The following is a 21,449-nucleotide window of genomic DNA, read 5'->3' on the forward strand; positions in this document are numbered from 1 at the left end:
TGCCGGCAGGGCGACAGCGGACGTCCTCGGCGCCACGGAGCGCCCGTCGGGCCGGATCCCGGTGCTGCCGCGCAGGTCAGGAGGGGCCGAAGAAGCGCTCTTCTGGACACCTCGGGCCTGTCGGGCCGACAATCACACTGTGACGTCCTCCTTCGAGTCCCACACGTACCCCGCGCGGCTGTCCGACGCCCAGCGCGACCGTGTCCTCGGTGTGCTCAGAGACGGCGCGGCGCAGGGGAAGCTGTCCCACGACACGTTCCTGCGGCGTATGGAACTGGCCCTGACGGCGCGGCGTTCCGAGGAGCTGGCGGCGCTCACCTCCGACCTGGAGAGCGGCGGGCGCTGGACCCGCCGGCTGTTCCGTGCGGTGGGGGGCGTCTCCGCCTTTCCCGCGGGGGTGCGCAGGGCCTGGCAGTCCGAGCGGCTGCCCAAGCTCCTGCTGCCCGTCCCCGGCCCGCACCCGCTCCGCATCGGCCGCGACCCGGGCAACGGGCTGCGGCTCAGCCACGAGACGGTCTCACGGCTGCACGCCGAACTGACCGCGCACGGCAGCCGGTGGATCCTGCGCGACCTCGGCTCGACGAACGGCACCTGCGTCAACGGCCAGCGCGTCATCGGTGCCGCCGCGGTCCGCGACGGTGACCAGGTGAGCTTCGGCCGGATGGCCTTCCGGCTCTCCGCACCGCTGCCGGGGCCGCCGGCCTGAGCGGTCCACGCGCGGGGCGCCGTGTGCCCGCCCGGCCCGCGCGTCGACCACCCGGCCGTGGACGCCCCGCGTACCGGTCCGCTCACCCGTGGTCCGCGGACCCTCCCCGTACCGCCTTCACGAGCAGCGCCACCGGCCGCTCCGCGAAGAGCTCGGCCACCGCGACCGCGGCCCCCGTGAACTCCCGCCCGGGGGACAGGAGGTCCTGCCACGGGCCCTCGTCCGGCAGCGTCAGTTCCGTCGCGCCCCAGCCGCCCTCCTCCGCGAGCCGCAGCGACAGCCTGGTCACCGCGGTGACCGCCTCGCCCGACCGGCAGAACGCCACGCAGTGGGCCGCGGCGGGGCCCCGGGCGGCCAGCGGGGCGTACGTACCCGACTCGCCGAAGACCTCGGGACGCTCCCGCCGCAGGCGCAGGGCCGCCGCCGTGAGGTCCCCCTTCTCGTCGCGCCCCCCGGCAGGCCGGGCGAAGGGCCGGCGGTTGTCCGGGTCGACCAGCGCGATGTACTCCCGCTCCGTGCCCTGGTACAGATCGGGCACGCCCGGCATCGTCAGGTGCACCAGTGCGGCCCCCAGCACGTTGGCGCGCACGAACGGGGCGAGCGTGTCCGCGAACCGCGCCATCATCGTCCGCGCCCCGCCCGCGTCGCTGCCCGGACCGGCCGCCACGAAGTCGGTCACCGCGCGCTCGTACGCCGGATCCGGCTCGGTCCAGCTGGTGAACAGGCCCGCCTCGCGCACGGCCTTCAGCAGGGCGGGTTCCAGCCTGCCCGCCATCTCCCCGGCGGGCAGGCTCGCGCAGCCGTACGCCGACTGCCAAGCCTGCCAGGCCAGTTGCGGATCGGGAGCGGCCGCGGACGTCGCCCGGGTCAGCTGCGCCACCAGCGAGGACCACCGCTCGGGGCACTCCGACAGGACCGCGATCCTGGCCCGCACGTCCCCGCTGCGCTTGGTGTCGTGCGTGGTCAGCACCGTGCCGGTGGCGGGCCAGTCACGGGCGATCCGCTCGCAGAAGCCGTGGAACTCCTCCGGGCTCACCGCCGGCCGCCCCGGGTCGCCGCCCACCTCCGTCGCCGAGATCAGCGGGACGTAGCGGTAGAACGCCGTGTCCTCCACGGACTTGGCGTGCAGCGCGGACGCCGTCTGGGCGAACCGTGCGCAGAACGCCGTGTGGTCCGGACCGTCCCCGAGCCGGCCCAGCGCCAGATCCCGCACCACGTCGACGGCCGCCGACTCCTCCGGCACCGAGAACACCGCCTTGGCGTCCCGCACCGCCTCCGGCGGCAGCGCCGCCGCCGCGATCTCCGTGAGCGGCCCGCCCGCCGTGACGTACGGACGGTAGACGGGGACCCGGACCAGCAGCTCGCGCACCGCCGTGTGCAGCGCCCACGGGGCGTGGTCGTGCAGCGCGGGGTCCCCGGCGCAGGCCCGGACGGCGAGTCGGGTCAGCCACCTGGTCTCGGCGGCCAGCTCATGGGTGACGACGCGGTACGCCGCCCGGCGGACCGTCGCCGTCCAGTAGCCGCCCCGGTCCCCGGGCGGGCCCGCGAAGTCCCGGTACCGGCCGAGCAGGTCGGCCGCGCCCATCGGGTCGGTGAACAGTCCGTCGATCCGGTGCAGCGCGTCGTACCCGGTCGTCCCCGCGACCGCCCAGCCGGCCGGCAGCACCTCGGAGCCGGTGAGGATCTTCTCGACCACGGTCCACCTCCCGTCGGTGGCCGCCGCGAGCCGCTCCAGGTACCCGGCGGGGTCCGCCAGCCCGTCCGGGTGGTCGATGCGGAGCCCGTCGGCGACGCCCTCGATGACGAGCCCGAGGACCTTGTCATGGGTGGCGGCGAAGACCTCCAGGTGCTCCACCCGGAGGCCGATCAGGTCGGAGACGGTGAAGAACCTCCGGTAGTTGAGCTCCGTCCGGGCCAGGCGCCACCAGCCGAGCCGGTAGTGCTGGGCGTCGAGCAGCTCCGGCAGCGGAAGGCCCGCCGTGCCCTCGCGCAGCGGGAACTCCAGGTCGCCGTAGCGCAGCACCGGGGCGCCGTCGTCCCGGGCGCCGACCTCGAAGCGGCCGCTCTCCTCCCCGATCCGCCCCACGAGGACGGGCAGCAGCACCTTGCCGCCGCCCGCCGCCCAGTCGATGTCGAACCACCGGGCGTACGGGGACTCCGGGCCTTCGCGCAGCACCTCCCACAGGGGGAGGTTGTGCCGGGGCGCCGCCGCCATGTGGTTGGGCACGAGGTCCAGGACCAGCCCGAGGCCGTGCGCACGGGCCGTGGCGGAGAGCAGCCGCAGCCCCCTCTCGCCGCCCAGCTCGGCCCGCACCCGGCCGTGGTCGACGACGTCGTAGCCGTGCCCGGAGCCGGGCACGGCCTCCAGGACGGGGGACAGGTGCAGATGGGAGACGCCGAGCTCGGCGAGATACGGCACGGCGTCCGCCGCGGCGGCGAACGGGAAGTCCGGCTGGAGCTGCAGCCGGTACGTGGCGGTGGGCGTCATGGAGACGTACGTACCCACCCTGGCGGCTTCTGTGTCACCGGTCACCGCACCGGGGCACCAGCGCCGCCCCCGTGACCCGTTCGGCCCATGCCCGGGCGGCGCCCCGTGCCCGTGCGGCCTACGCCGGGCGCTGGAGCACCGTCAGGCTGCGGCCGACGAGCGTCACCCGGTCGCCCGCGGACACCTTCGGACCCGCGCCCGGCGGCACCCCGTCCGGGACGGCCGTGTCCACGACGACCCGCCACTGCCGCCCGTGGTTCACCGGGACGGTGAACACCAGCGTCTCGGCCCCCGCGTTGAACATCAGCAGGAAGGAGTCGTCGGAGATCCGCTCGCCGCGCGGCCCCGGCTCCGAGATCGCGTGCCCGTTCAGGAAGACCGTCATGGCCTTGGCGTGCGCGGCCTGCCAGTCCCGCTGCGTCATCTCCTCGCCCCTGGGGGTGAACCAGGCGATGTCGGAGAGCTCGTCGTGGGTTCCCTCCACCGGCCTGCCGTGGAAGAAGCGCCTGCGCCGGAAGACCGGGTGGTCGCGGCGCAGCCAGACCATGGAACGGGTGAACTCCAGCAGGCTGCGGTCCGTCCCGCCGGCCCCCGCGTCCCCGGCCTCCTGCCCGCGTGCGGCGTCCGGATCGGGCCAGTGGACCCAGGAGAGCTCGTTGTCCTGGCAGTACCCGTTGTTGTTGCCCCGCTGGGTCCGGGCGAACTCGTCGCCGTGGCTCAGCATGGGCACCCCCTGGGAGAGCATCAGCGTGGCGATGAAGTTGCGCATCTGGCGGCCGCGCAGCTCCAGGACCTCCTTGTCCTCGGTCTCGCCCTCCACGCCGCAGTTCCAGGAGCGGTTGTGGCTCTCGCCGTCCCGGTTGCCCTCGCCGTTGGCCTCGTTGCGCTTGTCGTTGTACGAGACCAGGTCGTGCAGCGTGAAGCCGTCGTGGCAGGTGGTGAAGTTGATCGAGGCCAGCGGACGCCTGCCGTCGTCCTGGTAGAGGTCCGAGGAGCCCGTGAGCCGGCCCGCGAACTCCGCGAGCGTCCGGGGCTCGCCCCGCCACAGATCGCGCACGGTGTCCCGGTACTTGCCGTTCCACTCGGTCCACAGCGGCGGGAAGTTCCCCACCTGGTACCCGCCCTCGCCCACGTCCCACGGCTCGGCGATCAGCTTCACCTGGCTCACCACCGGGTCCTGCTGCACCAGGTCGAAGAAGGACGACAGCCGGTCCACCTCGTGGAACTGGCGTGCGAGGGTCGCCGCCAGATCGAAGCGGAAGCCGTCCACGTGCATCTCGGTCACCCAGTACCGCAGCGAGTCCATGATCAGCTGCAGGACGTGCGGCGACCGCATGAGCAGGGAGTTCCCGGTGCCCGTGGTGTCCGTGTAGTACCGCTGGTCGTCCGCCAGCCGGTAGTACGAGGCGTTGTCCAGCCCTCGGAACGAGAGCGTCGGCCCCAGGTGGTTTCCCTCCGCCGTGTGGTTGTAGACCACGTCGAGGATCACCTCGATGCCCGCCTGGTGCAGTGCCTTCACGGCCTGCTTGAACTCCAGCACCTGTTCACCGCGGTCGCCCCAGGAGGCGTAGGCGTTGTGCGGGGCGAAGAAGCCGATGGTGTTGTAGCCCCAGTAGTTGGCGAGGACCGCGTCGGCGAGGCGGTGGTCCTGGACGAACTGGTGCACCGGCATCAGCTCGATCGCCGTGACGCCGAGCTCCGTGAGATGGGCGATGATCTCGGGGTGGGCGAGCCCGGCGTACGTCCCGCGCAGTTCCTCGGGCAGACCGGGGTGAAGCATCGTCAGGCCCTTCACATGGGCCTCGTAGATCACGGTGCGGTGGTAGTCCGTACGGGGGCGGCGGTCGTCGCCCCAGTCGAAGTACGGGTTGACCACCACCGAGCTCATGGTGTGCGGCGCCGAGTCCAGGTCGTTGCGCGCGTCGGGCCGGCCGAAGGGGTAGCCGTACACCTCCTCGCCCCACTGGATCCGCCCGGAGATCGCACGCGCGTACGGATCGAGGAGCAGCTTCGCCGAGTTGCACCGCTGCCCGTGCTGCGGCTCGTAGGGACCGTGCACCCGGAAGCCGTACCGCTGCCCCGGCATCACTCCGGGCAGGTAGGCGTGGCGGACGAAGGCGTCGGTCTCGCGGAGCTCCACCGCCGTCTCCGAACCGTCGTCATGCAGCAGGCACAACTCGATCCTGTCGGCGGCCTCGGAGAAGACCGCGAAGTTGGTCCCGGCGCCGTCGTACGTGGCACCGAGGGGATACGCCTGTCCCGGCCAGACCTGCATAGATAGGACTCTTCCACTTCTGATCCGGGTGCGGGGGTTATCGACCCGATTCTCCCCGAAAAATGGGCGCGTACCTAGGACGTCGGCCGGTGCGGCCGGGTCCCTTCGGCGCGAGTGGGGCGCGCCGGTCAACTTCGGACACCTCGGTGTCGCCCGGGGAGGGGCACGAATGACAGATGCGCCCCCTCGTCCGGTATGCGGCATGCGAGGGGGCGGTCAAACGCTATGAATCAGCTCACTACGCCCGATCTCGCCGCAGAGAACAAGCCTGCGATACAGGGGAGTTGAGTGAGGAGCCTGTGCATCCGGCTGCACCGGCTCCCGCTCCCGGAGTACCCTTCCTTGATCGTTGGTGGGGGAGCGGAAGGCGGTACACGGGTGAGCTCGGGAGGGTTCGAGCTGCCTCCAGGTGACGCAGGTCACGAGGGGGAGTCGACCGATGCCCCGCCGGGGGCGGTCTCCCTCGTGCAGCCCATGGAGATCGGCGCCGAGCTGGACTGGGGAGCGGACGCCTGGAACGAGGTGCGCACCCGGGCCCAGCGCGCCGGGCGGGCCTACATCTGGCTGAATCTGGTGGAACAGCGGCTGCGTGCCGTGGTCTCCGCCGTGATCCGGCCGATCTACGAGCCGGTGCACGGCGAGGACTGGGTGGTGGCCGCCGCCGGGCCCGCCGGGCAGGAGTGGGTGCAGCGCGCCGTCGCGGTCCGGGAGGTCTCACGCCGCAAGGGCTATCTGCTGGACCCGGCCGACGACAACGTCCTCAGCTTCCTGACGCTGCCCCAGTTGCGGGAGCTGATGGTCCAGCACTGGCCGTGCTTCGAGCCGTACTTCGACGACCGCCGCGAGGTGGAGCTCGCGCTGGACGAGCTGGAGGTCGCACGCAACGTCGTCTCCCGCAACCGCGCGCTCAACGAGGCGGTCCTGGCACAGGCGGAGCGCGCCTCGGCCCGGCTCCTGGAGATCCTCGGCAGCGGGGCGGCGGTCCCGTCCGCCGACCGGCTGCCCGTGGACGCCGTGGAGGAGCTGGTCGGTGACCGGTACGCGGACGTCGTCTCCGTCCACCCCGACCGCGTCAGGCTCCAGCGCCAGCTGCCCGCCGAGGACCTCTTCGGCGGCGCGCGCCGGCTGGACGCGATCGGCATAGGCCTCAATCTCCTCACGCAGAACTTCTCGGGCCGCCGGCTGGTCCGGCTCGCCGAGTCGGGCTGCCGGGTGCGGCTGCTGTTCATCAACCCGGCGAGCAGCGCGGTCAAGCGCAGGGAGCGGGAACTGGGCCTCAAGAAGGGCGAGCTGAGCCGCTCCGTGGAGATGAACATCCTCCACATGCGCCGGGTCCGCTCCAAGCTGCGCGACCCCGGCGCCTTCCAGATCCACGTCTTCGACGAGACACCGCGCTTCACGGCCTACCTGGTCGACGGCGACGGGCCGGACGCGGTCGGGGTGGTCCAGCCCTATCTGCGGCGGGCCCGCGGCATGGAGGCTCCCGTGCTGGTGCTGCGGGGCGGCGGACGCGCGGTCGTCCGGGCGGGGCAGGACAGCGAGCACGGCCTCTTCGAGACGTACCGCGAGGAGTTCGAGTCGGTATGGACGGACTCGCGGCCCGTCTCCTGACCCCGGCCTTCCGGCGGCGCCCCTCCTGACGCCCCCTCCTGTGTTGTCAGTGGTGCGTGCGAAGGTGGTCACCACATGGGGGAGCAGCACAGAAGGAGGTATGCCGATGAGCCGGTACGGGGAGCACCCGATCGGGTTCGACCGGGCCGTCACAGGTGCGCGGCCGCCGAGCGGATGCGTCGGGGAGGCCGCGGGCACCACCCGCCCGTCGACAGGGGTCCGCACCGGGGCGGAGGCGGCGCGATGACCTGGATGAGCGGGCCGCTGGCGGCCTTCGACCTGGAGACCACGGGCACCGACATCGAGACCGACCGCATCGTCACGGCGGCCGTGGTGCGGCTGGACCCGGACGGGACGGTCGCACGGGAGCGGACCTGGCTGCTCGATCCCGGCGTGGTCATACCGGAGCAGGCCTCGGCGATCCACGGCATCTCGACGGAACGCGCCCGCAGGCACGGCGCGTCGCCCGCCACGGCGATCGAGGAGATCACCGCGGCCGTGGCCGAGGGGATGGCCTCGGGCACACCCCTCGTGGTGATGAACGCCCGGTACGACCTGTCCCTGCTCGACCGCGAGTGCCGGCGGCACGGCATCGAGCCGCTCGGCGAGCGGCTCGGGGGCGCGCCCCTGCCGGTCATCGACCCCCTGGTGATGGACAAGCACGTCGACAAGTACCGCAAGGGCAGGCGGGCGCTGCACGCGCTGTGCGCCCACTACGGCGTGCCACTCGACGACGCGCACGACGCTCGGGCCGACGCCGTGGCGGCGGCCCGGGTGGTGCGGCGCATGGGCGAGAAGTACCAGCCCTTCGGGGTGATGTCCCTGCCCGACCTGCACGACCTCCAGGTGCGGGCGGCAGCCGAGCAGTCCGTCTCCCTCCAGGCCTACCTCCGGCGCACCGCGGACCCGGCCGCCGTGGTCGAACCCGCCTGGCCCCTGGTCCCCAGGAGGCCGTGACCGGGGCGGTGCCGGTCAGCCCGGGGCGGGTGAAGCCGTGTCGTCGGCCTCGATGTCGAAATCGATCCGGCCCCCGTCGACCGAGGTGACGGTGACCGTCACACCCACGGTGCTGCCGTCGCCCGCGGTGAGGGTGCAGCGCGTGGTCGTGCCGACCTTTCCGGCGAGGTCCTCGGGGCACGTGACGTCCGGCGTCGGCTGCCCCGTCGTGGCGGCCAGTTTCTTCGCGACGGTCGTGGCCAGCTTGTCCGAGGACAGTTCCGGGTCGGCGTTCCCGACCGAGACCGAGCCCGAGCAGCCGGTGAGCAGCACACCGGCGGTCAGCGCCGCGAGGCCCCGAACCGGTGTGGACGGACGGGGTATGGGCATGGCTGTGTTCCATTCGTTCGGCTCGGGACGAGCAGTCGGCAGCATACGTGCCGAAGTGCCACCAGGTGCCGCCGACGCCTTCGCGCCGGCTCAGGGCCGGCCGGGGGTGAGGTTCGGCAGAGGGCCGCGCCGATCCGCCCCGGCGCTGCGGAGGGTTCCGCCCGCCCGGTGCGGGCCGCCGGGTGTTTCCGGCCGTTCTCAGAAGGGGTACCAGCGGACCTCGGGGTCGTCCTCGCGCAGTGACGCCACCCGGCGGCGGAATTCGGCCAGCGCCTTCGGGTTGGCCGGGGCGTGCTGGGAGACCCAGGCGCAGCTCGCGGTCTCGCGGGCTCCGCGCAGGACCGCGCAGCCCTCCCACGCGCGCACGTCCCAGCCGTAGGCGGCGGTGAAGGCGTCGTACGCCTCGGCGGGCAGACCGTAGCGGTCGCGGGAGAGCGCGAGGACCACCAGGTCGTGCTCCCGCAGATCGGCCGAGAAGGTCTCCAGGTCGACCAGTACGGGCCCGCCGGGACCGACGTGCACGTTGCGGGGGAGGGCGTCGCCGTGGAGGGGACCGGGCGGAAGGTGCGGGACCAGGGCGGCCGCGGCCTTCGCGAAGCCGTCGCGTCGGCCGCGGAGGTAGTCGGCGTCGGCCGGATCGATCGCGTCGCCGGCGAGGCGCAGCCAGCGCTCGACACCGCCGAGCAGTTCACGGCGGGGCAGCGTGAAGCCCTCCGGAGCGGGCAGGGCGTGCACCTGGATGAGCAGCGGGGCGAGATCGCGCGGCTCGGGCGGGCGCACGGCCTCGGGCAGCCGGTGCCACAGGGTCACCGGATGCCCCCCGACCAGCCGGGCCCGGGGCTCGGCGGCGCGGACGGCGGGCACGCCCGAGGCGGCGAGCCACTGGGCGACGGCGACCTCGCGCTCCGCCCGCTCCCGTAGCTCCGGGTGGACCGTGGCGTCCCGGCCGACCTTGACCACCAGGTCGCCGACGCCGAACACCGCGTTCTCACCCAGTGCGAGCAGCTCCGCGCCGCCGGGCAGCCCGGCGGCGGTCAGTACCTCGCGCGCACGCTTCTCGTCCATGGCCGGATTTTCTCATCCGTGCAGGCCACCTTGACGAACGGATCCCCCGTCAGCACGATGACGGAGGACGCTCGGGCGGCCATACGGGTGTGAAACCGATCCAATGAGGTAAAGGGGTCGAATTCATGACATCGGTGACCGTGAAGGCGCGGTCCGGACGTGAGGCGCCGCCGGATCGCGGTGACCGCCGCAGAAGGGACGGGGCCGCCTGGTTCCTGGTCCTGCCCGCGCTGATCCCGATCCTGATCCTGAGCGTGGGACCCCTGCTGTACGGCATCGGGCTGGCCTTCACCGACGCCCAGTCGGGCCGCACCCGCTCCACCCAGTGGGTCGGCGTCCTCAACTTCCAGGACCTGTGGCACGACACCCTGTTCTGGGACTCCTTCCGGATCGGCCTGCTGTGGGCCGTCGGCGTCACCGTCCCCCAGTTCGTGCTCGCGCTCGGCCTCGCCCTCCTCCTCCACGCGAACCTGCGGATGCGCTGGGCGGCCAGAGCGCTGGCGATCATTCCCTGGGCCATGCCCGAGGTCGTCGTCGGCATCATGTGGCGGCTGGTCTACAACCCGGACGCGGGCATCCTCAACGAGACCGTCCGCGATCTGGGGCTCGGTGACGGCCGGGACTGGCTGACCGGACTCGCCACCGCCCTGCCCGCCGTGATCGTGGTGGGCATCTGGGCCGGAATGCCTCAGACCGCCGTCGCGCTGCTCGCCGGACTGCAGAACACCCCGCAGGAACTCCACGAGGCGGCGGCCCTCGACGGTGCCGGGGCCTGGCGCCGCTTCCGTACCGTCACCTGGCCCGCCATCAGACCCGTGGCACTCGCCATCAGCGCGCTCAACTTCATCTGGAACTTCAACTCCTTCGCCCTGGTCTACGTCCTGACCAGCGGCGGACCGGGCGGCCGCACCCGGCTGCCCATGCTCTTCGCCTACGAAGAGGCTTTCCGCTACGGACAGTTCGGCTACGCCGCCGCGATGGGCTGTGTGATGGTCGCGGTGATCTCCGTGATCCTCGCCTTCTACCTCGTCGGCCGGCTCAGGGGAGGGGACGACGCATGAGTCTGCGTACCAGCGGGTCCGCGCGGGCGGGGCAGTACGCCGCGCTGCTGTGCTACCTCGTCTTCCTCGCGTTCCCCTTCCTGTGGCTGATCTCCACCGCCTTCAAGCCCGCCCGCGAGCTGGGGTCGCTGCACCCCACCTGGATCCCCGAACAGCCCACGCTCGACAACTTCCGGCAGGCCTTCGACGAGCAGCCGCTGCTCCGGGCCGCCGCCAACTCGCTCACCGCCGCACTGTGCGCGGCGCTGATCGCCGTCGTCGTCGCCACACCCATGGCCTATGTGATGGCCCGCCACCGGGGCAGGCTGGCCACGGCCGCCACCGGCTGGGTCGTGGTCAGCCAGGCCTTCCCCTTCGTCCTGGTGATCATTCCGCTCTTCCTCGTCCTCAAGAACCTGCACCTGATCAACTCCCTGTGGGGGCTGGTCATGGTGTACGTGGTGTGGTCGCTGCCCTTCGCCCTGTGGATGCTGGCCGGGTACGTGCGGGCCGTACCGCCGGAGCTGGAGGAGGCGGCCGCGGTCGACGGAGCCGGGAAGGTGCGGATCCTCGTCTCGGTCACCGCGCCCCTGCTGGCCCCGGGGATCGTCGCCACCGCGCTCTTCGCGTTCATCACCGCATGGAACGAGTTCTTCTTCGCACTCGTCCTGCTCAAGACACCGGAGAAGCAGACCTTGCCGGTCGTACTCACGCACTTCCTCGGCGCGGAGGGCGTGGCCGACCTCGGGCCGCTCGCCGCCGCCGCGTTCCTCGCGACCCTTCCCTCACTCGTCCTCTTCGCGGTCATCCAGAAGCGCATCACCGGCGGCCTCACGGCCGGGGCGGTGAAGCACTGATGCGCCGGCCCGTGCTCCGCGCCTCCGCCACGATCGCCACCGTGCTGGCCCTGCTGCTCACCGGCTGCACGGGCGCCGGACCGGACGGCGCCGACGCCGGCGGCACGATCCGGCTCAGCTTCCAGTCGCTGGCCTGGCAGAAGGAGTCCGTGGACGCCAACAAGGAGCTGGTGAAGGAGTGGAACGCCGCCCACCCCCGCATCCAGGTGGACTACGTCCAGGGCAGCTGGGACAACGTCCACGACCAGCTGCTCACCTCCTTCGAGGGCGGCGAGGCGCCCGACATCATCCACGACGCCTCCGACGACCTGGCGGACTTCGCGTACGGCGGCTACCTCGCGGACCTGCGCACCCTCCTGCCGGACCGGCTCACCCAGGACATCCCGCAGCAGTCCTGGCGCACCGCGACCTTCGGCGACGGGGTCTACGGCGTCCCGTTCCTCCAGGAACCCCGGGTGCTGATCGCCAACACCGAGATCCTCGAGGAGTCCGGCGTACGCGTCCCGACGCCCTCGGAGCCGTGGAGCTGGCCGGAATTCCGCCGTGTCACCGCGAAGCTGACGGGGAAGGGGAGATTCGGGGTCGCCTGGCCGCTCAAGGAACCGGTCTCGGTCACCCTCAACCTCGGCCTCTCGGCGGGCGGGCAGCTCTTCCACCGTGACGCCGACGGCAAGGTGACCATCCGTTTCGACGAGGGCGACGGAGTCATGCCCGGCACCGTCCGGGACCAGGTCGGCACCGACCGCAGCGCCGCCCGTACCGCGCTGGGGATGAGCGGCTCGGACACCCTGCCGGGCTTCTTCGGCGGCAGGTACGCCATGGTCCCGCTCGGCTTCTCCTACCGTCAGCAGGTCGTCGAGCAGGCCCCCGAAGGCTTCGAGTGGACGGTCCTGCCCGCCCCGGCCGGCAGTGGGGGGCTCGCCCAGGGCGTGAGCCCGCAGACCCTCTCGGTCGCCGAGGACAGCCCGCACAAGGAGGAGGCCGTCCAGTTCATCGACTTCCTGCTGCGCCCGGCGAACATGGTGCGCCTGGCCCGGGGCGACTGGATGCTGCCGACCGGCACCCAGGCGCTGGCCGACCCGGCGCTGCACACCGCGGAGCACGGCTGGGCGACCGGCACGGCGCTCGCCCGCGACCTGCGTCCCGCCCCCGCGCAGTCGGTGCGCGGGTACCCCGAGTGGAAGGACAAGGTCGCCACGCCCGCGCTCCAGGAGTACTACAGCGGGGCGATCGGCGCAGGGGAGCTGAGGAAACGCCTGGTCGACGACGGGAACCGGGTGCTGGCCCGCTACCAGCGCTGAGACCGCCGCGGAAATACGCTGGACGAGACGTATCGTCTTGTTTACGGTGGCGCCATGACAACCACTCCGCGCGCCCATGTCGCCATGTTCTCCATCGCCGCCCACGGGCACGTGAACCCGAGTCTCGAAGTGATCCGGGAGCTCGTCGCCCGCGGGCACCGCGTCAGTTACGCCATCCCGGCCTCCTTCGCCGAGAAGGTCGCCGCCACCGGCGCCGAACCGGTGATCTACACCTCCGTGCTGCCCACCGAGGACAACCCGGAGGACTGGGGCACCGAACTCATCGACAACATCGAGCCGTTCCTCGCCGATGCGGTCCAGGTCCTGCCCCAGCTCGTGGAGGCCTTCCGGGGGGACGAGCCCGACCTGGTCCTGCACGACATCACCTCCTACCCGGCGCGCGTGCTGGCCCACCACTGGGGCGTGCCGGCCGTCTCGCTCTGGCCCAACCTCGTCCCGTGGGAGGGGTACGAGGAGGAGGTCGGCGAGCCGGCGACCGCCGAGCTCAGACAGACCGACCGGGGCCGGGCGTACTACGCGCGCTTCGAGGAGTGGCTCACGGAGAACGGCCTGGGCGACGTGCCCCCGGACGACTTCGTCGCCCGCCCGCGCCGGGCCCTCGTCCTGATCCCCGAGGCGCTCCAGCCGAACGCCGACGGGGTGGACAGGGACGTCTACACCTTCGTCGGCGCCTGCCAGGGCGAACGCGCCGACCAGGGGGAGTGGAAGCGTCCGGCGGACGCCGGGAAGGTGCTGCTGGTCTCGCTCGGATCGTCGTACACCAACGAACCCGCGTTCTACCGCGCCTGCCTCGCGGCGTTCGGTGACCTGCCGGGCTGGCACACGGTGCTCCAGATCGGGGCGCACGTCGACCCGGCCGCCCTCGGGGACGTACCGGCCCATGTCGAGGTGCACGCCTGGGTGCCGCAGCTGTCCGTGCTGAAGCAGGCGGACGCCTTCATCACCCACGCGGGCGCGGGCGGCAGCCAGGAGGGACTCGCCACGGCCACCCCGATGGTCGCCGTCCCCCAGGCCGTGGACCAGTTCGGCAACGCGGACATGCTCCAGGCGCTCGGTGTGGCCCGGCACCTGCCGAAGGAGGAGGCCGATGCCGCGTCCCTGCGGGCCGCGGTCCTCGCCCTGGTGGACGACCCGGAGGTCGCCGCCCGGCTGGAGCGGTTGCGGGAGCGGATGGCGGCGGAGGGCGGCACGAAGCGGGCGGCCGACCTCATCGAGGCCGAACTGCCGTCCTGACGCGGGGCCGCGGCTCCGGGGCCGTCGATCGGGGCCGCGGGCCGGGATGCCGCCGGCGGCCGAGTCGTGGTAGCGGACCGGCTGCCGTCGACGGTGGCGCGGAGGTGGGAGGGAGGCGGGACGCGGCAGCCGCGGTCGGCCCGAACCGGTCGGTGCGTGACGGTCCGGTCCGTGCAAGCCCCCTACCCGTGGCGGACGTTGCGCCGGGCTGTCCGACTTGATCGGGAGTGGTTCGGTTTCTTATGGAGACAACCGGGTGACTGCGTGACGGCTACATGAAGGTCTTGATCTGGGCGCGTCAATCGAGCAGGGTTTCGAGGCAACCCCCGGAGATCTTCCGGCCGGGGGTCAATCCCCCCACAAAGAATGACGAGGAGATCCCTCCTTCATGGCAATTCACAAGCGCGCACGCCGTATCAAGCTGACCGCCGCGATAACCGCCGTGGCGGCCGCGGCCGGGGTCACCCTGCTCAGCACCTCGTTCGCGGGAGCCGCCCCGGCCCCCGCCACGGGCACGGTCTACGGTGCCGACGCGGCCACGGCCGTCTCCGGCAGCTACATCGTGATGCTGGACCGGAAGACGGACAAGGCCGAGCTCGCCGAGGAGTACGGCGGCAAGCTCAAGCGGAACTACAGCTCGGCCATCAACGGCTTCTCCGCCAGCGGGCTTTCGGAGACCGAGGCCAAGCGGCTCGCGGCCGACCCCGCCGTCGACAAGGTCGTCCAGAACAAGAAGTTCCACATCAACGCCACGCAGGACAACCCGCCGTCCTGGGGCCTGGACCGGATCGACCAGGCCGGGACCGCGGGCGACAGTGCGTACACCTATCCGGACGCCGCCGGCGACGGTGTCACGGCGTACGTGATCGACACCGGGGTCCGGGTCACCCACACCGACTTCGGTGGCCGGGCCACCTCGGGCTTCGACGCCGTGGACAACGACGACGACGCCAACGACGGCAACGGGCACGGCACCCACGTGGCCGGCACCATCGCGGGTGCGTCCCACGGCGTCGCCAAGAAGGCGAAGATCGTGGCCGTCCGCGTCCTGGACGACTCGGGCTCGGGTACGACCGAGCAGGTCGTCGCGGGCATCGACTGGGTCACCGCCCACCACGAGGGGCCTTCGGTCGCCAACATGAGCCTGGGCGGGGGCGCCGACCCGGCCCTCGACGCCGCGGTGGAGAAGGCGATCGCCTCCGGTGTCACCTTCGCGGTGGCCGCGGGCAACGAGTCGAGCGACGCCGGCGAGGGCTCGCCCTCCCGCGTCCCCGACGCCATCACGGTCGCCTCGTCCACGGAGGACGACGAGCAGTCCTCGTTCTCCAACTTCGGCTCGGTCGTGGACATCTACGCCCCGGGCTCGGACATCACGTCGACTTGGAACGACAGCGACGACGGCACGAACACCATCTCCGGCACCTCCATGGCGACCCCCCACGTCGTCGGTGCCGCCGCCGTCTACCTGGGCGGGCACCCGGACGCCACCCCGGGCGAGGTCGCCACGGCGCTCACCGACGGGGCCACCCCGGACGCGATCTCCAACGCGACCGCGGGCACGGCGAACAAGCTCCTGAAGATCGTCGAGTAGTCGGGTGCACAGGCCGCCGTGCCCTCCCCCACGGGGCGCGGCGGCCGTCACCGGTGGGACGACCGTTCTAGGGTGGGGTCATGAGTACGAGGTATGCGGCGCTGCTGCGCGGAATCAACGTCGGCGGCCACCGCAAGGTCCCCATGGCGGAACTCCGCACACTGCTGGGGGAGCTGAAGTACGACGGCGTCGCCACGTACCTGCAGAGCGGGAACGCCGTGTTCAGCAGCGCGTCGGGTGACGAGGACTCCCTGGCGGCCGAGCTGGAGCAGGCCCTTGCCGACCGGTTCGGGTTCCCCGTCGACTGCCTGGTCCGTACGGGCGGGTATCTCGAGGCGCTGGCCGGTGCCTGTCCCTTCCCGGCCGCCGAGCTCCAGGGCAAGCAACTGCACGTCACCTTCTTCGACCAGCCCGTCGAGGCCGGCCGCTTCGCCCCGGTCGACGCCGCCGCCTTCGCCCCCGAGGAGTTCCGGCTCGGCGACCGCGCCCTGTATCTGTACGCCCCCGACGGGCTGGGCCGCTCGAAGCTGGCCGAGGTCCTGGCCCGGCCCGCCCTCAACCGGGGCCTCGTCGCAACCGCCCGCAACTGGAACACCGTGGTCAGACTTGTGGAGATGACGCGTGACTGAGCCCTCGCCCGCCGTGGCGGCAGCCATCGAGGCCGAACTCCGGCTCCTCGACCCGGTGGTCCGGGTCTCCGAGGATCTGCTGGCCTCGATGCTCCACCCCGACTTCCGCGAGATCGGCACCAGCGGCCGGATCTGGGACCGGGACACGATCATCGGTGTGCTCACCGCGGCCGACGCGCCGCGGCCCGGCCCTCTGACCGCGTCCCGGATGCGGGGGGAGCGGCTCGCTCCCGACCTGGTGCACCTCACCTTCGACACGGAGTCCAAGGGGCTGCGTTCCCACCGCAGTTCGCTGTGGCGACTGACCGGGCGCGACTGGCTGCTCTACTTCCACCAGGGGACGCCGTTCATCGACGACCCCTTCGCCGAGGTCTGAACGCGCTCCGTGCGCCGAGGCCCGCCCGCGAACCGGGGGGCAGGGGGTCCGCCCGCGGACCGTGCGCGGGGGTCCGTGAGCGATCCGCCCGCGAGGGCCCCGCCCGGGACGCGGACGCGGAGCCGGCTCGTGACCCGGCGCCGGGACCCCTGCGGCCTCCCCGCCGACTCCTGCATACGACCTGGGCCCGGATACCGGCCCGGCCGGCGCCGCAGCACGGGCCGCGGCGGGCGCGCAAGAGGGCGGAGCCGGTCTGATCCGGGCCGGGTAACCGGCCGGATCTCACCGGAAGGATGGATTCCGGCCACCCGGTGCGCCCGGGCAATTCAGCTATAAGTCGGCCGTACGGTCGCGTCCCCACGGGGCCCGGTCCGGGCCGTGGCCGGGCGGGCGCGGTCGGCTCGCGGGCAGCGGGGGTGTGTGTGAACGCGACGCCTCCCGGCACGGCCCGACGTCGTGCCCGTCTTCCGGGGTTTGCTGCAATTCGCTGCCGACGTCCGTTCGGTGAGCGGCTGCCGGTGTTCGGAGGTCACCCGGTCGCGTATCGGAGTTCACTGTCCGTTCTCCGCCGCGGGTCCGGAAGCGCACCTTGTCACCGGGTCGGGTGGCGTCAAGGATTCGGGGCGTGCGGTTGGCAGGTCCACGACTAGAACCCACTGGTTGCGGACAGCCGCACACCCCCGGCCCGCCCACCCAGTGGGCCGCGACACCCCCCTGATGGAGGATCCTGTGACCTTCAAGCGCCTCGCCCCCCTCGGTTCCATCTCCAGACGTGCACGGCTCATCGCCGTGACCTCCGGTCTGGTCACCGCCGTCGCGCTTGCGGCCCCGACCGCGGTCGCCCAGGCCGCTCCGGACACGGTGACGAAGGCCGAACTCGCCGACGCCAGCTCCGCCGTGCGCGGCGCCGACATCGCGGGTACCGCCTGGTACACCGAGGCGAAGACCGGCAAGGTCGTCGTGACCGTCGACAGCACGGTCTCCAACGCCGAGATCGCCACGATCAAGAAGTCGGTCACCGACTCCGGTGCGAAGATCGACCTCAAGCACACCCCGGGCACGTTCAACAAGCTCATCGCCGGCGGCCAGGCCATCTACGCGGGCGGCGGCCGCTGTTCCCTCGGCTTCAACGTCCGCAGCGGCAGCACCTACTACGCGCTGACCGCCGGGCACTGCACCGAGATCGGCAGCACCTGGTACACGAACTCCGGGCAGACCGCGCTCCTCGGCACGCGGACGGGAAGCAGCTTCCCGACCAATGACTACGGGCTGATCCGTCACTCCAACTCCGCCAACGCGGACGGCCGGGTGTACCTCTACAACGGCAGCTACCAGGACATCACCACGGCCGCCAACCCCACGGTCGGCCAGGCGGTCAAGCGGAGCGGTTCCACCACCGGTCTGCGCAGCGGCACCGTCACCGGTCTCAACGCGACGGTGAACTACGGCGGCGGCGACGTCGTCTACGGCATGATCCAGACCAACGTCTGCGCCGAGCCGGGCGACAGCGGCGGCTCGCTCTTCGCCGGCAGCACGGCGCTGGGCCTCACCTCGGGCGGCAGCGGTAACTGCAGCTCCGGCGGAACCACGTTCTTCCAGCCCGTCGTCGAGGCGCTGAACGCCTACGGCGTCAGCGTCTTCTAGGACCCCACCGGACGCAGGGCACCACCACCCGGCTCACCCCCGACGGGCCGCGCTCCCCGAGCGCGGCCCGTTGTCGTGTCCGTCCCTCTTCGCGAGGCCCCGAAGTTGCCCGGCCGGACCATGACGGATTGGCCCAGCACCTCAGGCCGGAGACTCCCTAGGCTCGTGCCATGAGCACCCACGAAGCCCCCGTGGCGGACAGGACGGTCGTCGACCTCTACTTCGACCCCGCCTGCCCGTTCGCCTGGATCGCCTCCCGCTGGATGCTGGAGGTCGAGCAGCGGCGCGACATCGAACTCCGCTTCCACGTCATGAGCCTTTACCTGCACAACGCCGGCAACGAACTCCCCGCCTGGTACCGCGAGCTGGTCGACAGGTCGATCGGTCCGGTGCGCGTCGTGGCCGCCGCGGCCGAGGAGCACGGCCCCGGCATCATCCGCGACCTCTACACCGCCCTGGGTACCCGCATCCACCAGCAGGGGAACGAGGACTACGACACCGTCACGGCGGAATCCCTGGCCGAACTGGGACTGCCGGCCGGGCTCGCCGCAGCCGCCCACTCGGATGCGCACGACGACGCCGTGCGCCGCAGCCACGACCGGGGCAAGGACCCCGCGGCGGACTCCTACGTCGGTACGCCCACGATCCACGTCGACGGCACCGTGTGGTTCGGGCCGGTGCTCAACTCGGTCCCGCGCGGGGTGGAAGCGGCACGGCTCTTCGACAGCTTCCGGGTCCTGGCGGGGCACAGCGACTTCTTCGAGCTGAAGCGCACCCGCACGGGAAGCCTGGACCTCGGGCGAGCGTCCACCGCGGGCTGAGCGAGCCACTTCGGGCGGCCCGCCCGCTACGCGCTGAGTGCCCTCGGCACGGCCGCCGGCACGCACACCTCGTCGTACCGGTTCAGCAGCAGCCGGGCCAGGGGCAGGGACGGCCCCAGGACCCCGGAGAGCACATCGGCCTCCGCGGCGCCCTCGGCGATCCGGTCGGGGAGCCTGCCGGGTGCGATGACGTACGGGGCCACCGCGACCCGCCGTACGCCCTCGGCCCGCAGGGCCCGCACCACGTCCGCGGTGCGGGGAAGGGATGCGGAGGCGAACGCAGGCCGCACGGCGCACCAACCGGTGTGCCGCAGCTCCCGCGCGATTTCAGCGATCACTGCGATCGCCTCCGGGTCCGAGGAGCCCGCCGAGGCCAGGACCAGCCCGGTCGAGCCCTTGTCGCCGGGGGTCAACCCGGCCTCGTGCAGCCGCTGTTCCAGCGCCGTGTTCAGCAGCGGGGACGGGCCCAGCACCCCGGCCTGCCGGATCGCCAGCTGCGGCAGGCGGGTCCGGGCCTCGTGCAGCACCGACGGGATGTCGGACTTGGCGTGGAAGGCCCGGGTCAGCAGCAGGGGAAGCGCGACGACCTCGGCGGCCCCCTCCGCGGCCAGGCGTTCGAGCACCCTCGGCACGGACGGGGCGTTGAAGTCGAGGAAGCCCGTCTCCACGCGCAGGCCGGGCCGCAGCGACCGCACCCGCGCGGTGAGCGCGTGCACGGTCGCCGCGTGCCGCGGATCGCGGCTGCCGTGGGCGATGACGAGGAGGACGGGAGCGGACATGACGACTCAGCTCTTCACGAGGAGACCGCGGCCGCGCAGCACCCGCCGCTCCAGCGGACTGAAGATCAGCAGGTCGATCGCGATACCGACGAACAGGATGAGCAGGATCGCCAGGAAGATCCCCGGCATGTCGAAGTTGTTCCGGCCGTTCTCCAGCAACTGGCCGAGCCCCAGACCCAGATCGGGTGAGGACGCGATGATCTCGGCGGCCATCAGGGACCGCCAGGAGAACGCCCAGCCCTGCTTGAGCCCCGCCAGATAGCCCGGCAGCGCGGCCGGCAGGACGATGTGCCAGGTCCCCCGGAGCCCGGTCGCGCCGATCGTGCGGCCCGCCCGCAGGAACAGCGGGGGCACCTGGTCGACCCCGGAGACCAGTCCGTTGGCGACGGACGGCACGGCACCCAGCAGGATCACCGCGTACATCATCGAGTCGTTGAGCCCGAGCCAGATCACGGCCGGCGCCACCCAGGCCACCGACGGCAGGGACTGCAGCCCGGACAGGATCGGGCCGATCGCCGCCCGGACCAGCTTCACCCGGGCCACCAGCAGACCCAGCGGCGTGCCGATCGCGACGGCCATCAGGAAGCCGAGGAGACCGCGCGACACACTGGTCCAGACGACCTCCAGCAACGTCCCCTGCGCCCACATGTCGGCGACGCTGTTCCACACCGCGGAGGGCGGCGGCAGCTTGTAGTCCTCGGTGACCTTCGCCCAGACCAGCAGCTGCCAGACGAGGACGACCAGGACCACCGCCACGACCGGCGGCAGGACCTTGTTCAGCAGGACCTCACGAGCCGGCGTCCGCCGCACCTGGACGGCGTCCAGCGCGTCCAGCCCGGCTTCCAGCCCGGCCAGATCGTCGGACTTGGTGTCAGTGCTGGCCATGACGGCGGATCTCCCCACGCAGTTGTTCGGTGATCTCGACGGACAGCTCCGCCACGGCGGTGTCCTCGATGCGGCGCGGCTGCTCGATGTCGACCGTCCACTCCCGGGCTATCCGGCCCGGCCGTGACGAGAGCAGGATGACGCGCTGCGCGAGCCGTACCGCCTCGCGCACGTTGTGGGTGACGAAGAGGACCGAGGCGTTCGTCTCGCGCCAGATGCGGGTCAGCTCGTCGTGCAGCACGTCGCGGGTGATGGCGTCGAGCGCGGCGAACGGCTCGTCCATCAGCAGCAGCTGGCTGTCCTGGGCGAGCGCCCGGGCCATCGCCACCCGCTGGCGCATCCCGCCCGAGAGCTCGTGCACCCGCTTCCCGTACGCACCGCCCAGGCGCACGAGTTCGAGCAGCCGCTCCGCCTCGGTCCGGCGGTCCGACTTGGGGACCCCGCGCAGCCGCAGGGCCAGCTCGATGTTCTTGCCCGCGGTCAGCCACGGGAAGAGGGCGTGCTCCTGGAACATCAGGGCCGGCCGCCCGCCGGGGGTCTCGATGGACCCCGCGGTCGGGCGGTCGAGTCCGGCCACCAGGTTGAGCAGCGTCGACTTGCCGCACCCGGAAGCTCCCAGGAGGGTGACGAACTCGCCCGGAGCGACATCGAGCGTGATGTCGTCCAGGACGAGCTGCTGCCCCGTGGGTCCGGCGAAGGACTTGGAGACGTGCGTGATGCGAGCGGCGTGCTCGACCACCGCACGGTCCTCGGCCTTGGTGAGCGTGTTGGTCGCCATGGTCGTCACCTCCTGGGAATCCT

At 72.1% G+C, this 21,449-nt stretch carries 19 protein-coding genes; 12 read left to right on the forward strand and 7 right to left on the reverse strand.

The features are described 5' to 3' along the window. Positions 1-139 precede the first annotated feature (139 nt). Positions 140-706 carry a DUF1707 and FHA domain-containing protein gene (locus tag OG927_RS26565; protein WP_056791905.1) on the forward strand — a complete coding sequence of 189 codons (567 nt, stop codon included), beginning with the start codon at positions 140-142 and terminating at the stop codon, positions 704-706. An 82-nt stretch (positions 707-788) separates the two neighbouring features. On the opposite strand, the gene treY is transcribed toward OG927_RS26565, so the two are convergent. Together treY and glgX are read right to left on the reverse strand one after the other, a co-directional pair. Next, the gene (gene treY / locus OG927_RS26570; protein WP_330321359.1) at positions 789-3,194 is read right to left on the reverse strand and encodes a malto-oligosyltrehalose synthase; all 2,406 of its coding nucleotides are present in this window, start codon (positions 3,192-3,194) and stop codon (positions 789-791) included. Positions 3,195-3,312: 118 nt separating this feature from the next. Beyond that, positions 3,313-5,469, reverse strand: coding sequence for a glycogen debranching protein GlgX (gene glgX, locus OG927_RS26575; RefSeq protein ID WP_330320892.1), 2,157 nt, complete (start codon positions 5,467-5,469; stop codon positions 3,313-3,315). Positions 5,470-5,847: 378 nt separating this feature from the next. On the opposite strand from glgX, the gene OG927_RS26580 reads away from it, so the two are divergent. Continuing rightward, positions 5,848-7,080, forward strand: a complete 1,233-nt coding sequence (locus OG927_RS26580; protein WP_056791908.1) for an SAV2148 family HEPN domain-containing protein — start codon at positions 5,848-5,850, stop codon at positions 7,078-7,080. Between the two features lie 243 nt (positions 7,081-7,323). Next, positions 7,324-8,037: a 3'-5' exonuclease gene (locus OG927_RS26585; protein WP_056791910.1), complete on the forward strand. Its 714-nt coding sequence runs from the start codon at positions 7,324-7,326 to the stop codon at positions 8,035-8,037. 15 nt (positions 8,038-8,052) lie between these two features. Here the strand turns inward: OG927_RS26585 and OG927_RS26590 are convergent, their stop codons facing one another. Together OG927_RS26590 and OG927_RS26595 are read right to left on the reverse strand one after the other, a co-directional pair. Next, a complete protein-coding gene (locus tag OG927_RS26590; protein ID WP_319102538.1) occupies positions 8,053-8,406 on the reverse strand; it encodes a DUF4333 domain-containing protein in 354 nt (117 codons plus the stop codon). A gap of 198 nt (positions 8,407-8,604) precedes the next feature. Further along, positions 8,605-9,471, reverse strand: coding sequence for a phosphotransferase enzyme family protein (locus OG927_RS26595; RefSeq protein ID WP_056791914.1), 867 nt, complete (start codon positions 9,469-9,471; stop codon positions 8,605-8,607). A gap of 125 nt (positions 9,472-9,596) precedes the next feature. Here OG927_RS26595 and OG927_RS26600 point away from each other — a divergent pair, with 125 nt between their 5' ends. From OG927_RS26600 to OG927_RS26640, 9 genes are all read left to right on the forward strand, one after another. Beyond that, a complete protein-coding gene (locus tag OG927_RS26600) occupies positions 9,597-10,532 on the forward strand; it encodes a carbohydrate ABC transporter permease (RefSeq protein ID WP_124280754.1) in 936 nt (311 codons plus the stop codon). Beyond that, on the forward strand, positions 10,529-11,368 hold the full coding sequence (locus OG927_RS26605; protein ID WP_056791918.1) for a carbohydrate ABC transporter permease: 840 nt from the start codon (positions 10,529-10,531) through the stop codon (positions 11,366-11,368). The genes OG927_RS26600 and OG927_RS26605 overlap by 4 nt, the downstream gene beginning before the upstream one ends. Continuing rightward, positions 11,368-12,669 (forward strand): ABC transporter substrate-binding protein, encoded by a 1,302-nt coding sequence (locus OG927_RS26610; RefSeq protein WP_209469455.1) that lies wholly within the window; start codon positions 11,368-11,370, stop codon positions 12,667-12,669. Before OG927_RS26605 ends, OG927_RS26610 begins: the two co-directional genes overlap by 1 nt. 54 nt (positions 12,670-12,723) lie before the next feature. After that, a complete protein-coding gene (mgt, locus tag OG927_RS26615) occupies positions 12,724-13,923 on the forward strand; it encodes a macrolide-inactivating glycosyltransferase (RefSeq protein WP_330320893.1) in 1,200 nt (399 codons plus the stop codon). Positions 13,924-14,311: 388 nt separating this feature from the next. After that, positions 14,312-15,514: a S8 family peptidase gene (locus OG927_RS26620; protein WP_056791924.1), complete on the forward strand. Its 1,203-nt coding sequence runs from the start codon at positions 14,312-14,314 to the stop codon at positions 15,512-15,514. 80 nt (positions 15,515-15,594) lie between these two features. Then, positions 15,595-16,143: a DUF1697 domain-containing protein gene (locus OG927_RS26625; protein WP_124280751.1), complete on the forward strand. Its 549-nt coding sequence runs from the start codon at positions 15,595-15,597 to the stop codon at positions 16,141-16,143. Then, the gene (locus tag OG927_RS26630; protein WP_056791928.1) at positions 16,136-16,519 is read left to right on the forward strand and encodes a nuclear transport factor 2 family protein; all 384 of its coding nucleotides are present in this window, start codon (positions 16,136-16,138) and stop codon (positions 16,517-16,519) included. The genes OG927_RS26625 and OG927_RS26630 overlap by 8 nt, the downstream gene beginning before the upstream one ends. A gap of 729 nt (positions 16,520-17,248) precedes the next feature. Continuing rightward, positions 17,249-18,163 (forward strand): S1 family peptidase, encoded by a 915-nt coding sequence (locus tag OG927_RS26635; protein ID WP_079099384.1) that lies wholly within the window; start codon positions 17,249-17,251, stop codon positions 18,161-18,163. A 170-nt stretch (positions 18,164-18,333) separates the two neighbouring features. After that, the gene (locus tag OG927_RS26640) at positions 18,334-18,984 is read left to right on the forward strand and encodes a DsbA family protein (RefSeq protein ID WP_056791931.1); all 651 of its coding nucleotides are present in this window, start codon (positions 18,334-18,336) and stop codon (positions 18,982-18,984) included. Positions 18,985-19,010: 26 nt separating this feature from the next. On the opposite strand, the gene OG927_RS26645 is transcribed toward OG927_RS26640, so the two are convergent. Genes OG927_RS26645 through OG927_RS26655 form a run of 3 tightly spaced genes read right to left on the reverse strand, consistent with a single transcriptional unit; the run spans position 19,011 to position 21,426 of the window. Then, a complete protein-coding gene (locus tag OG927_RS26645) occupies positions 19,011-19,763 on the reverse strand; it encodes a sirohydrochlorin chelatase (protein ID WP_056791933.1) in 753 nt (250 codons plus the stop codon). Positions 19,764-19,769: 6 nt separating this feature from the next. Then, positions 19,770-20,648, reverse strand: coding sequence for an ABC transporter permease (locus tag OG927_RS26650; RefSeq protein WP_056791935.1), 879 nt, complete (start codon positions 20,646-20,648; stop codon positions 19,770-19,772). Next, a complete protein-coding gene (locus OG927_RS26655) occupies positions 20,635-21,426 on the reverse strand; it encodes an ABC transporter ATP-binding protein (RefSeq protein WP_056791938.1) in 792 nt (263 codons plus the stop codon). The genes OG927_RS26650 and OG927_RS26655 overlap by 14 nt, the downstream gene beginning before the upstream one ends. Between the last annotated feature and the right edge of the window lie 23 nt (positions 21,427-21,449).

It is taken from the genome of Streptomyces clavifer, assembly GCF_036345975.1.
Lineage (GTDB): Bacteria > Actinomycetota > Actinomycetes > Streptomycetales > Streptomycetaceae > Streptomyces > Streptomyces clavifer.